Here is an 11607-nt window from a genome sequence, read left to right as displayed (position 1 = left end):
TGATGCGCGTGATGGCCCAGATGGGCATGGTCATGAACCTCGACAAGTGCATCGGATGCCACACCTGCTCAGTCACGTGCAAGCAGGCGTGGACCAACCGGGCCGGCACCGAGTACGTGTGGTTCAACAACGTCGAGACGCGCCCCGGCCAGGGTTACCCGCGCCGGTACGAGGACCAGGAGCAGTGGCGCGGCGGGTGGACGCTCAACAGCCGGGGGCGCCTCAAGCTCCGCACCGGAAGCCGCCTGCGGCGCCTGCTCACGATCTTCTCGTCGCCGGTGCAGCCCAAGCTCGCCGACTACTACGAGCCGTGGACATACGACTACGAGACCCTCATCGACGCGCCCCTCGGCGACGACTTCCCCGTCGCCAGGCCGAAGTCGCTCATCACCGGCGAGGACACCAAGATCACGTGGTCGGCGAACTGGGACGACAACCTCGGCGGCGCGACCGAACTCGGGCATCTCGACCCGATCGTGGAGAAGGTCCGCCGCGAGTCCGAGGACGCCATCAAGATGCAGTTCGAGAAGACGTTCCTCTTCTACCTCCCACGCATCTGCGAGCACTGCCTGAACCCGTCGTGCATGGCCTCGTGCCCATCGGGAGCGATCTACAAGCGGGCCGAAGACGGCATCGTGCTCGTCGACCAGGACCGCTGCCGCGGCTGGCGGCAGTGCATCACCGGATGCCCCTACAAGAAGATCTACTTCAACCACAAGACCGGCAAGGCCGAGAAGTGCACGCTGTGCTACCCGCGGCTCGAGGTCGGGCTGCCCACCGTGTGCTCCGAGACGTGCGTCGGGCGCCTGCGGTACCTCGGCCTGTTCCTGTACGACGCCGACCGCGTCACCGAGGCCGCGTCGACGCCCGACGAGAAGGACCTCTACGAGGCGCAGCTCGACCTGATCCTCGACCCCGACGACCCCGAGGTGATCGCAGCGGTCCGTGCGCAGGGCGACATCCCCGAGGACTGGATGGACGCGGCTCGGAGGTCGCCGGTCTACGCGCTCGCCAAGAAGTACCGCGTGGCGCTGCCGCTGCATCCGGAGTATCGGACCATGCCGATGGTCTGGTACATCCCGCCGCTGTCGCCGATCGTCGATCTGCTGCGCGACCAGGGGCACGACGCCGAGGCCGCCGGCACGCTGTTCGGGGCCATCGAGTCGCTGCGGATCCCGGTCGAGTACCTCGCCGAGCTGTTCACGGCGGGCGACACAGACGTCGTGTCGGACGTGCTGTGGAAGCTCGCGGCGATGCGCTCGTACCTGCGCGACATCACTCTCGACCGCGAGCGCGACGAGTCGATCCCCGCCGCGGTCGGCATGACCGGCGACGAGATCTACGCGATGTACCGGCTCCTCGCGATCGCGAAGTACGAGGAGAGGTACGTGATCCCGACCGCGCATTACGAGCAGGCGCACGAGCTCGAGGAGCTCGGGTGCTCGCTCGATTTCGACGGCGGGCCGTACGCCGAGGAATCCGGCCCGTTCGGCGAGGCGAGCGGACGGCCGACACCGGTCGCGGTCGAGACCTTCCACGCGCTGCGCGAGCGCCAGACGTCCGATACGCGCGCGGGAGACGAGGCGCTCCGCGGCCGCGTGAACCTCCTCAACTGGGACGGCAACGGCGCACCGCCGGGCATGTTCCCGCCGCGGCGGACCGTCGATGCGGATGCCTCGGACGGGGACTCGTCATGAAGGCCGCGGTCGTGCACCAGGCGGCGGCTGTGTGCCTGTCGTATCCGGACGACGACGTGCTGGCATCCGGCCCGCTCGTCGCGGCCGCACTGCGCGAGTCCGCACCGAGGGCCGCCGAGCTGTTCGCGCCGCTGCTGGAGTGGTGGGCGACGACGGATGCCGCGACGATCCGCACCGCGTACGTCGACACGTTCGACATGTCGCGGCGCCACGCGCTGTACCTCACGTACTGGACGGACGGCGACACGCGGCGCCGAGGCGGAGCGCTCGCGGACCTCAAGGCGCGCTACCGCGCCGAGGGCATGGAGGCCGAGACCGGAGAGCTGCCCGACTACCTGCCGCTCGTGCTCGAGTTCACGCGGCACCGCCCCGAGTCGGGCACTGCGATCCTGCAGCAGTATCGTGCGAGCGTCGAGCTCATCCGCATCGCGCTCGCCGAACGGGGGTCGCCGTACGCGGGCGTCGTCGCCGCCGTGTGCGCGACGCTGCCCGGGCCATCGCCCGCCGACCGGCAGCAGGCGATGGCGATGGCCGCCGCCGGGCCGCCCCAGGAGTCGGTGGGCCTCGAGGCGGGCGACCCCCGGCTCATCCCTCTCATCCCCGCGGGGGGTCGCGCATGAGCCTGCTCCTGTGGGGCATCCTCCCCTACGTCATGGTCATCATCCTGATCGGCGGCCTCATCTGGCGCTATCGGTACGACCAGTTCGGCTGGACCACGCGGTCGTCGCAGCTCTACGAGTCCAGGCTGCTGCGGATCGGGTCGCCGCTGTTCCACTTCGGGATCCTCGTCGTCGTGATCGGGCACATCGCGGGGCTCGTCATCCCGAAGTCGTGGACCGAGGCGCTCGGCGTCACCGAGGAGATGTACCACCTCGCCGCACTCGGCCTCGGCACGATCGCGGGCGTGGCGACGCTCGTCGGGGTCGGGATCCTCATCTACCGGCGCCGCACGACCGGCCCGGTGTTCATGGCGACGACGAAGAACGACAAGACGATGTACGTCGTGCTCGTCGCCGCGATCGTGGCGGGCCTGGCCACGACGGTGCTCAGCGTCATCGGCCCGCACGAGGACCAGACGTACCGCGACACGGTGTCACCGTGGTTCCGGTCGCTGTTCATCTTCCAGCCCGATATCCAGGCGATGTCGGAGGCGTCGTTCGCGTTCCAGCTCCACACGCTCATCGGCATGGCGCTGTTCATCATCTGGCCGTTCACGCGCCTCGTCCACGCCTTCACGGCGCCGATCCACTACCTCTTCCGGCCGTACATCGTGTACCGGTCACGGGACGGCCGGCCGACGACGGCTCGCGGCATCCGTCGCGGCTGGGCACCCGTCGGCACGCGAGACCGAGAACCCGACCGCACACCCCGCCGCTCGCGAAGGAGCTCCCGGTGAGCACGACCGCCTCGACTCAGACCACAGGCACCGCCCTGCAGGGCCGCACGCTCAACCTGTGGCTGGCCCTGCTGGCCTTCGCCATCACGTTCTGGGCGTGGAACATCGTCGGCCCGCTCGCGGTGCAGTACGCCGCGGAGCTCGAGCTGGACGCGACGCAGCAGTCGCTGCTGATCGCGACGCCCGTCATCGTCGGCTCGCTCGGGCGAATCATCACAGGCGCCCTCACCGACCGGTACGGCGGACGGATCATGTTCACGATCCTCACCGCCGTATCGGCCGTCCCCGTGCTGCTCGTCATGTTCGCGGGCCTCGCCCAGTCGTACGTGATGCTCATCGTGTTCGGGTTCCTCCTCGGCATCGCCGGCACGACGTTCGCGATCGGGATCCCGTTCGTCAACGCGTGGTACGAGCCGTCCCGCCGCGGCTTCGCGACGGGCCTGTTCGGCGCGGGCATGGGCGGCACCGCGCTCTCGTCGTTCTTCACGCCGCGCATGGTCGCATGGTGGGGTTACGTCGCGACGCATATCGCGATCGCCGTCGCGCTGCTCGTCGTCGCGGTGCTCGTGTGGATCTTCATGCGCGACTCGCCCGCCTGGAAGCCGAACCGCGACCCCGTGATCCCCAAGCTCGCGGCCGCCTCGAAGCTCGCGGTGACGTGGCAGATGGCGTTCCTGTACGCCGTGACGTTCGGCGGCTTCGTCGCGTTCTCGACGTACCTGCCGACCTACCTGAAGGAGGTGTACTCGTTCGACCTCGCCGACGCCGGCGCGCGCACCGCGGGCTTCGCGATCGCCGCCGTCGTCGCACGTCCGGTCGGTGGGTGGCTGTCCGACAAGATCGGACCGCCCATCGTGCTCGGCATCTCGCTCGCGGGAGCCGGCATCATGGCGATCGTCATCGCGTTCAAGCCGCCGCCCGAGCTCGCCGCCGGCACGTCGTTCGTGCTCATGGCGCTCGCGCTGGGGCTCGGCACGGGCGCGGTCTTCACGTGGGTGGCGCAGCGCGCGCCCGCGAACCGCGTCGGCGCGGTGACGGGCATCGTCGGAGCCGCGGGCGGGCTCGGCGGGTACTTCCCGCCGCTGGTGATGGGGGCGACCTACAACGCGCAAGCCCACAGCTACACGATCGGCCTCGCGCTCCTGTGCGCGACGGCGCTCGGTGCCCTCGCCTTCACGGTATTCCTCGCGATCCGCGACAACCGCAAGCGCGGCGCGGACACGGGGTGAGCCTCAGGGCGCTCAGACGCCGGATTCGCCGAGTTCCGCTCCCGCGTGCGCGAGCTCGGCGAGAGCCGCCTCGCCCGATCCCGGCGCGACCGCCGCGACGAGGTCCGTGAACACGCGCACGTGGCGACCGTGCTCGACGGCGTCGAGGGCGGATGCCCGCACGCAGTAGTCCGTCGCGATGCCGACGATGTCGACCTCGACGACCCCGTGCCGTTCGAGCAACTCGTGCACGCTCTCGCCCTCATCGGTCGTGCCCTCGAAGAGCGAGTACGCCGGCCGGCCCTGGCCCTTCTTGACGTGATGCGTCACCGTGCTCGAGTCGAACGCCGGGTCGTACTCGGCTCCCTCGGTGCCTCCGACGCAGTGCACGGGCCACGTGTCGATGAAGTCGGGCTCGCCCGACGCGAAGTGTCCGCCGTTGTCGTTGTCGCCGTCGTGCCAGTCGCGCGATGCGACGATCATCGAGTACTCCTCCGCATGCTCCGCGAGGAAGCGCGAGATGCGCTCGGCGACGGCGTCTCCGCCTTCCACGCCGAGTGCCCCGCCCTCGGTGAAATCGTTCTGGACATCGACGATGAACAGCGCCTTGCTCATGACACGAGCGTACGCCGCCGCCCGGCACGGGTCATCGGCTCGGATGCCTCGGTGCCATCGCCCGGGGTCGGCTCGGCGTCATTGCGCGACAGCTTCGACGGCCACCAGATCGCGCGCCCGATGTCGTACGAGATCGCCGGCACGAGCAGCGACCGCACGACGAACGTGTCGAGCAGCACGCCGAATGCGACGATGAACGCGATCTGCGCGAGGAACAGGATCGGGATCACCCCGAGCGCCGCGAAGGTCGCCGCGAGCACGAGACCCGCCGACGTGATGACGCCGCCCGTCGCGACGAGGCCGCGCAGAATGCCCGGACGCGTGCCGTGCGTGATCGACTCCTCCCGCACGCGGGACATGAGGAAGATGTTGTAGTCCACGCCGAGCGCCACGAGGAACACGAAGCCGAACAGCGGCACTGCCGGGTCGGCGCCCGGGAAGCCGAACACGTTGTTGAACACGAGTGCGCTCACGCCGAGGGCCGCGCCGAACGAGACGACCACGCTGAGGATCAGCAGGACGGGCGCGACCACCGACCGCAGCAGCAGCATGAGGATCGCGAGGATCACGGCGAGCACCACCGGGATGATGAGCGTGCGGTCGCGGATCGAGGTGTCGATCGTGTCGACGTCGGTCGCGGTGACGCCGCCGACGAGGGTCGTGCCGTCGCCGAGCGCGTCGTCGAGGGCGACTCGCAGGTCGCGAACGGTGTCTTCGGCATCCGTCGAGTCGGCGGCGTCGGTCAGCGTGCCGATGAGCAGCACATCGCCGTCGGCGGTGCTCGGCTCAGGCACGGGCGTTCCGGGAGGACCGGGTGCCGCGAACACCGGCTCCCCGCCCTCGAGGGTGACGGTCGCCTGCCCGGTCGGAGAATCGGCGGATGCCACAGCCACCGACTCGATGCCGTCGCTGTCGTCCAGCAGCTCGACCGCCTCGGCGAGGTCGTCCTCGGGGGCGATGACGTACACAGGGCTGCCCGAACCCGCCGGGAAGTGCTCGGAGAGCACCTCCTGGCCGTCGCGCGCCTCGGAGGCACCCAGCACGAACTCGCTCGTCGGCACGCCGTCGGCCTTGAGCTGAAGGACGCCAGCCGTCGCAGCCAGGAGCACGACCGTCGCGACGATCCAGACGGGACGCGCGTGCCGCGCGACGAACCGCGCCTGACGCGGCCAGATGCCCTTGGCGGGCTTGGTGAGATCGTCCGGAAGCGCGCCCGTCCCGGGCTTGGGGATGAAGGGCCAGAACGCGGCACGACCGAAGATCGCCAGCAGCGCCGGCAGGAACGTGAGCGCAGCCAGGATCGAGAACGCGATGCCTATCGACGCGATCGGGCCGAGCGCCCTGTTCGTCGCGAGGTCGCTCAGCAGGAGGCACAGCAGGGCTGCGATGACCGTGCCGCCCGACGCGATGATGGGCTCGAACGAGCCGCGCCACGCACGGAGCGTCGCGTCCCACCGCGGCGCGCCGTCGGCGATCGCTTCGCGGAATCGGGCCACGTAGAGCAGCGCGTAATCGGTGGCGGCGCCGATCACGAGGATGAACAGGATGCCCTGAACTTGCCCGTTGAGCACGAAAACGCCGGCCTTCGCGAGCCACCACACCGTGAGCAGCGCGACACACAGCGCGAACGTCGACGTCAGCAGCACGAGGATGGGCAGCAGCGGGGAACGGTAGACGATCACGAGGATGATGAACACCGCGATGAGGGCGACGGCGAGAAGAAGCCCGTCGATGCCGAGGAAGCCCGCGGCGAGGTCGGCCGTGAAGCCGGCGGGACCGGTGACCCACGCCTCGAGCGGCGCGTCGAGGTCTTCGGCGATGAGCGCGCGCACTTGTTCGACGCTGTCGCGCACCTCCTCGCCGTCGATCGGCACGAACAGCTGCACCGACTCGCCGTCGTCGGAGAGGAGCGGCGGCGACACCTCGCCCGCGATGCCGTCGAGCTCGGCGACATCGCCGGCGAGTGCCTGCAGCGCGGCCAGGTCGTCCTCCGTGAGCTCACCGTCCCCCGTCGCCACGATCACGGCCGGAATCGAGTCCTCGCCGAGGAAGTCGGGCAGCCGCTCACTCACCTGCGTCGCATCGGCGCTCTCCGGAAGGAAGGACGACTGGTCGTTCGTCGACACCTCGCCCACCTTGCCGAAGTACGGGCCGCCGACGCCGCCGCCGATGAGCCACACGAGGACGAGGACGATCGGGATGCCGATCCGGACCCAGCGCTTGGTCGTGTGGCGGTCCCTCTGACGCAAAGACATATTGCTAGTTTATCTAGCATCTACGAGATTTGCACAATCCGTTTCGATGGCGCGCTCTGCGTGCTCGCGGCGGTCGTAGGCTGGGCGGATGCTGTCCGCCCTCGTCGCGCTCCTCGGCGCCCTCGTGTACGGGTCGGCGGATTTCCTCGGCGGAATCGCGGCGAAGCGGCTGCGCTCGATCGTCGTGACGGCCGTCTCCGCGGCATCCGGTCTCGTCGTCCTCGTTCTCGCTCTCCCCCTCTTCGGGGCCGACGCGACAGGTGCCGACATGGCATGGGGCGTCGCCGCCGGTCTGTTCGGGATCGTCGCGGTCGTGCTGCTGTACGCGTGCCTCGCGATCGGTCCGATGAGCATCCTCTCGCCGCTCACCGCGGTCGTCTCGGCGATCGCACCCATGCTGTGGGGGCTGCTCGTGAAGGGCGAGAGCCTGTCGCCGCTCGGCTACGCCGGGCTCGGCGTCGCGCTCGTCGCCGTCGTGCTCGTGGGGTTCATCCCCGGCGAGAAGGTCGTGCGGCCGAGCGTGCGCGGCCTCGTGATGGCGGTCGGCGCGGGCATCGCGATCGGCGCCTTCCTCATCGTGATCGACCAGACGCGCGACGAGAGCGGCCTCGTGCCGCTCGTATTCAGCCGCCTCACGAGCGTCGTCATCACTGGCGCGGTCGTCGGCGGCATGATCCTCGGCGCCGTGCGCCGTGGCCGCGCGATTGCGGCCGTGCTGACCCCCGCCGACCCCGATCTCGGCGCAACGCCGACCGGGCACGCGGATCTCGCGCACGCGACCGCGCAGATTCCGACGCGGATCCTCACGTCATCGCGGAGCCGGGCTTGGTGGCTCGCGATCGGATGCGGCGTGCTCGATGCCACGGCGAACGGCTTCATGCTGCTCGCACTGAGGCTCGGCGACCTCTCGGTCGTGTCGGCCCTCACGGCGCTCTACCCCGGCGGGACGATCCTGCTCGCGGCGATCGTGCTGCGCGAACGCATCGCTCCGGTGCAATGGGTCGGGCTCGCGCTCGCACTGGCCGCGGGGGCGATGCTCGCGGTCGGCTGAGCCGTCGTGGCGCGAGTGGCGACCGTCGTCAGGCGCGCACGAAGAGCATCACCCACGACGTGACGAGCGCGATGATCCCGAGCGCGCCGAGGGCGAGTGCGATCCACGCCGCGAAGCGCACTCCTGGCGCCGTGCGGTAGAGCCGCACGCGGTCGCGCGATCCGCGCCGCGCGTAGAGGTCCGCAGCGTCCTTGGCGCCGAGCTCGTGCGCGAGGTGCGGCGTCAGGACGGCCTCGCCCACCCCCCCTTCGTCGAACCACCGGGCGACGCGTCCGTTCGGAGAGTCGTCGATCACGGCGTGCACGGGCACCCACGTGCCGTCGGCGATCCACAGCGCGAAGGCGAGGATGGCGAGCGCGATGGCTCCGCCGATGCCGACCCACGCGAAGATCTCGAGCACCGCGTCGAGAACGTGCTCCATCGCGCCTCCCCGGTGTCGAGAAAGGCCCGGGAGAACCCGGGCCTGTGTCTCGAGCCACCTAAGGGAATCGAACCCTTGACCTATTCATTACGAGTGAATCGCTCTGCCGACTGAGCTAAGGTGGCGCGCCTCGCTTGCGCGATGCACGATCAACGATCTTACAGGGTCGCGGGAGTGCTCGCGAACCGAGGCCGTCCTCGGATCGCGGCTACTCGCAGCGGAGCCCGTCTTCGGGGACCGTCCCTTCGAGGAGGTAGGTCTCGACCGCGGAGTCGACGCACACGTTGCCCTTGTTGTAGCCCGTGTGTCCCTCGCCCACGCGTGTGACCAGCACGCCCGAGGAGAGCTGATCCGCGAGCGCGACAGACCACTCGTACGGCGTCGCCGGGTCGTTCGTCGTGCCCACCACGACGATGGGCGCGGCGCCCTGGGCGGTCAGCGGCTCGCGCACGTTGGTCGACTCGTACGGCCATTCCCGGCAGAGGTTCGGCCCGATGTTGTACTCCGCGATGGTCGGCGCCTCGGCGCGCAGCAGTTCGTCGGCGGCGGCCTCCTCTTCGGGGGTCCAGTCGACCGGGTAGTCCATGCAGTTGTAGGTCGAGAACGCCTCGATCAGGTTCGACAGGTAGACGCCGTCCTGGCGGTCGAAATACGCGTCGACGAGGAGCCACGCGATCTCGGGGTCGCCCTGCAGCACACCGCGCAGCGCCTCGGTCAGGAAGTCCCAGTACTCGCGCGCGTACAGCGCGGTCGAGATGGCCGTCTCGAGCGCGTCGGCCCCGAACAGCCGCTCGTCCGCGCTCGGCAGGGGCGACCGGTCGAGGCTCGCGAACAGCGCGTTGAGGTCGGAGAGCGCTTCGTCGACCGTGCCACGGAACGGGCACTCGTCGTCGGCGAGACAGTTCTCCATGTACGCGCGCAGCGCCCGCTCGAAGCCGATCGTCTGCACGACACCGAGTTCGAGCATCGAGATCGTCGGGTCGAGCGCGCCGTCGAGCACGAGCCGCCCGACGCGGTCGGGGAAGAGCTCCGCATACTGGGCGCCGAGGTAGGTGCCGTACGAGTAGCCGAGGTAGGTGAGCTCGGACTCGCCGAGCACCGCGCGCAGCAGGTCGAGATCCCGGGCGGAGTGCTCGGTCGTGATGTAGGGCAGGATGCCGTCGCTGTTCGCGTCGCACGCTTGCGCGAATTCCTCGCCCGAGGCGATGAGCTCGGCCGTCCACTCCTCCGACCCGCGCGGGGCCTCGGGGATGTCGAACAGGTACGAGTCCATGCCGGCGGCGTCGAAGCAGCGCACCGCGGTCGACTCGCCGACGCCGCGCGGATCGAACCCGACGACGTCGAACGACTCGATGAGCTCCTCGCTCACGGCGAACGAGAGCGAATCCGCGATGTAGGACTTGCCGCTCACACCGGGGCCGCCCGGGTTCGTGAAGAGCGCTCCCTGCGACTGGCCGGTCGCGGCGTGCCGGATGACCGCCAGCTCGATGTCGACGCCACCGGGGTTCTCCCAATCCAGCGGCGCCTTCACGGTCGCGCAGTCGAAACCCTCGCCGCATGCCTCCCACTCAGGCTCCTGGCCGTAGTACGGCAGCAGCTCGGCGGGGACCCCCTCGGTGTCGGGTGTGAGCGTCGGCGCGGGGCGCGACTCGGGGATCATCGCGTACAGGCATCCCGACAGCGCGACGGATGCCACGGCCGATCCGGCCACGACGGCGAGGAGACGCCGGAATCGGCGGGGCGCGGTTCGGGTCACAGGGTCCTCCCGCTCGCGACGGTCACGAGCATGCTCTCGAGGGCGAGTGTGGGGGCGACGTTCTGCTCGAGATTGCGTCGCGTCTCGGCGATGCGCTCGAGCACGGTGAGCGTGCGCACGCGCGGCCACGCGTCGGCGAGCGCGCGCAGCTCGGGGTCGAGCTCGCGGTTGACGAGGTCGGCATCGCGTCCGAACTGCAGCACGACGACGTCGCGGAACATCGACTGCAGATCCGTCAGGACGCGATCGATGCCGTCGCGCAGGCTGCGCGTCGCGCGCCGCTTCTGCTCCTCCTCGAGGGCGGTGAGCTGCGATCGGACCGCCGGCGGCACCGGTGCCCCTTCGGCGATGCCGAGTGTGCGCAGCAGGCTCGCACGCTCCGCCTGGTCGCGCTCGGCCGTGAGCGCCTTCGCGTCTTCGGTCGCGGCCTGGACGATGTGCCCCGCGACCTCGACGGCGTCGCCCACGCCGCGCACGGCGAGCGCCGAGCGCAGGGTGGAGTCGCGGCGGGCGCGAGCCGCGGCATCCGTGGCCAGTCTCTGGGCCATGCCGATGTGGCGCTGCGCGTGACGGGCGGATTGCTCGGCGACCGCTTCGTCGACGCCCGTGCGCAGCGCGATGAGCTTCGCGACCTCGTCGACCTCGGGCTCGCGCAGGCGCAGCGTGCGCACCCGCGACCGGATGGTCGGCAGCAGATCGGCGTCGCTCGGCGCGCACAACACCCACACGGTGCGCTCGGGCGGCTCTTCGAGGGCTTTGAGCAGCACGTTCGACGTGCGCTCGGTCATGCGGTCGGCGTCTTCCATGACGATGACGCGATAACGGCCGATCGAGGGCGAGAAGTACGAGCGCTCGACGAGGGCGCGCGCGTCCTTGATCGAGATGATGACGCCCTCGGTGCGCAGCGCGGTGAGGTCAGGGTGGGTTCCGGCCAGCACCTGCCGCATCGCCTGCTCATCGCCCGGCTGGGCGATGAGCGCGGCTGCGAACGCGTGCGCGAGGATCGAGCGGCCCGATCCGGGCGGCCCGGTGATGAGCCACGCGTGGGTCATCAGGTCGGGGTCGGATGCCGCGGCCCGCAGCGCCTCGACGGCGGCCTGCTGCCCCCACACCGCGCCCCACGGGAGGTCGTCGAGCGTGGCCGGCTCGACGGGCGCGGCGGCGGTGGCGTCCATGAGGTTCAGCCTAATCGGCGGCGCCGACGCGGC

At 70.1% G+C, this 11607-nt stretch carries 10 protein-coding genes and 1 tRNA gene; 5 read left to right on the top strand and 6 right to left on the bottom strand.

Going from position 1 to position 11607, the window contains the following annotated elements; translation table 11 throughout:
- The first annotated feature begins 2 nt into the window (after positions 1-2).
- From narH to BJ991_RS07690, 4 genes are read left to right on the top strand one after another with little or no spacing between them, the layout of a single operon-like run.
- Positions 3-1697, top strand: a complete 1695-nt coding sequence (gene narH / locus BJ991_RS07705) for a nitrate reductase subunit beta (RefSeq protein ID WP_179492603.1) — start codon at positions 3-5, stop codon at positions 1695-1697.
- Entirely contained in the window at positions 1694-2317 is a 624-nt protein-coding gene (narJ, locus tag BJ991_RS07700) for a nitrate reductase molybdenum cofactor assembly chaperone (RefSeq protein WP_179488921.1), read from the top strand. Before narH ends, narJ begins: the two co-directional genes overlap by 4 nt.
- Positions 2314-3093 carry a respiratory nitrate reductase subunit gamma gene (gene narI, locus BJ991_RS07695; RefSeq protein ID WP_179488919.1) on the top strand — a complete coding sequence of 260 codons (780 nt, stop codon included), beginning with the start codon at positions 2314-2316 and terminating at the stop codon, positions 3091-3093. The genes narJ and narI overlap by 4 nt, the downstream gene beginning before the upstream one ends.
- Entirely contained in the window at positions 3090-4322 is a 1233-nt protein-coding gene (locus BJ991_RS07690; RefSeq protein WP_343048682.1) for a nitrate/nitrite transporter, read from the top strand. Before narI ends, BJ991_RS07690 begins: the two co-directional genes overlap by 4 nt.
- 12 nt (positions 4323-4334) lie before the next feature.
- Here BJ991_RS07690 and BJ991_RS07685 read toward each other — a convergent pair whose 3' ends face one another.
- Positions 4335-4916 carry an isochorismatase family protein gene (locus tag BJ991_RS07685; RefSeq protein WP_179488917.1) on the bottom strand — a complete coding sequence of 194 codons (582 nt, stop codon included), beginning with the start codon at positions 4914-4916 and terminating at the stop codon, positions 4335-4337.
- Complete coding sequence (locus tag BJ991_RS07680) at positions 4913-7171, bottom strand: MMPL family transporter (protein ID WP_179488915.1); 2259 nt, start codon at positions 7169-7171, stop codon at positions 4913-4915. The genes BJ991_RS07685 and BJ991_RS07680 overlap by 4 nt, the downstream gene beginning before the upstream one ends.
- Before the next feature lie 88 nt (positions 7172-7259).
- Here BJ991_RS07680 and BJ991_RS07675 point away from each other — a divergent pair, with 88 nt between their 5' ends.
- A complete protein-coding gene (locus BJ991_RS07675; protein WP_179488913.1) occupies positions 7260-8222 on the top strand; it encodes an EamA family transporter in 963 nt (320 codons plus the stop codon).
- Between the two features lie 28 nt (positions 8223-8250).
- Here the strand turns inward: BJ991_RS07675 and BJ991_RS07670 are convergent, their stop codons facing one another.
- The 4 genes from BJ991_RS07670 to BJ991_RS07655 all read right to left on the bottom strand — a co-directional run bounded on the left by BJ991_RS07670 (position 8251) and on the right by BJ991_RS07655 (position 11574).
- Complete coding sequence (locus BJ991_RS07670; RefSeq protein WP_179488911.1) at positions 8251-8643, bottom strand: hypothetical protein; 393 nt, start codon at positions 8641-8643, stop codon at positions 8251-8253.
- A 52-nt stretch (positions 8644-8695) separates the two neighbouring features.
- A tRNA-Thr gene (locus BJ991_RS07665) sits at positions 8696-8768 on the bottom strand.
- An 83-nt stretch (positions 8769-8851) separates the two neighbouring features.
- Complete coding sequence (locus tag BJ991_RS07660) at positions 8852-10399, bottom strand: alpha/beta hydrolase (RefSeq protein WP_343048680.1); 1548 nt, start codon at positions 10397-10399, stop codon at positions 8852-8854.
- Positions 10396-11574 carry a DNA polymerase III subunit delta' gene (locus tag BJ991_RS07655; RefSeq protein ID WP_179488909.1) on the bottom strand — a complete coding sequence of 393 codons (1179 nt, stop codon included), beginning with the start codon at positions 11572-11574 and terminating at the stop codon, positions 10396-10398. The genes BJ991_RS07660 and BJ991_RS07655 overlap by 4 nt, the downstream gene beginning before the upstream one ends.
- Between the last annotated feature and the right edge of the window lie 33 nt (positions 11575-11607).

It is taken from the genome of Microbacterium immunditiarum (assembly GCF_013409785.1).
GTDB lineage: Bacteria > Actinomycetota > Actinomycetes > Actinomycetales > Microbacteriaceae > Microbacterium > Microbacterium immunditiarum.
Note: the sequence above shows the minus strand (reverse complement) of the source record. Positions and strands in the feature narration are given on the sequence as shown.

Bases quoted from the DNA above. Each gene is read 5' to 3' on its own strand.
- narH (WP_179492603.1), top strand. From the start codon at position 3: ATGCGCGTGATGGCCCAGATGGGCATGGTCATGAACCTCGACAAGTGC.
- narJ (WP_179488921.1), top strand. From the start codon at position 1,694: ATGAAGGCCGCGGTCGTGCACCAGGCGGCGGCTGTGTGCCTGTCGTAT.
- narI (WP_179488919.1), top strand. From the start codon at position 2,314: ATGAGCCTGCTCCTGTGGGGCATCCTCCCCTACGTCATGGTCATCATC.
- BJ991_RS07685 (WP_179488917.1), bottom strand. From the start codon at position 4,916: ATGAGCAAGGCGCTGTTCATCGTCGATGTCCAGAACGATTTCACCGAG.
- BJ991_RS07680 (WP_179488915.1), bottom strand. From the start codon at position 7,171: ATGTCTTTGCGTCAGAGGGACCGCCACACGACCAAGCGCTGGGTCCGG.
- BJ991_RS07675 (WP_179488913.1), top strand. From the start codon at position 7,260: ATGCTGTCCGCCCTCGTCGCGCTCCTCGGCGCCCTCGTGTACGGGTCG.
- BJ991_RS07670 (WP_179488911.1), bottom strand. From the start codon at position 8,643: ATGGAGCACGTTCTCGACGCGGTGCTCGAGATCTTCGCGTGGGTCGGC.
- BJ991_RS07655 (WP_179488909.1), bottom strand. From the start codon at position 11,574: ATGGACGCCACCGCCGCCGCGCCCGTCGAGCCGGCCACGCTCGACGAC.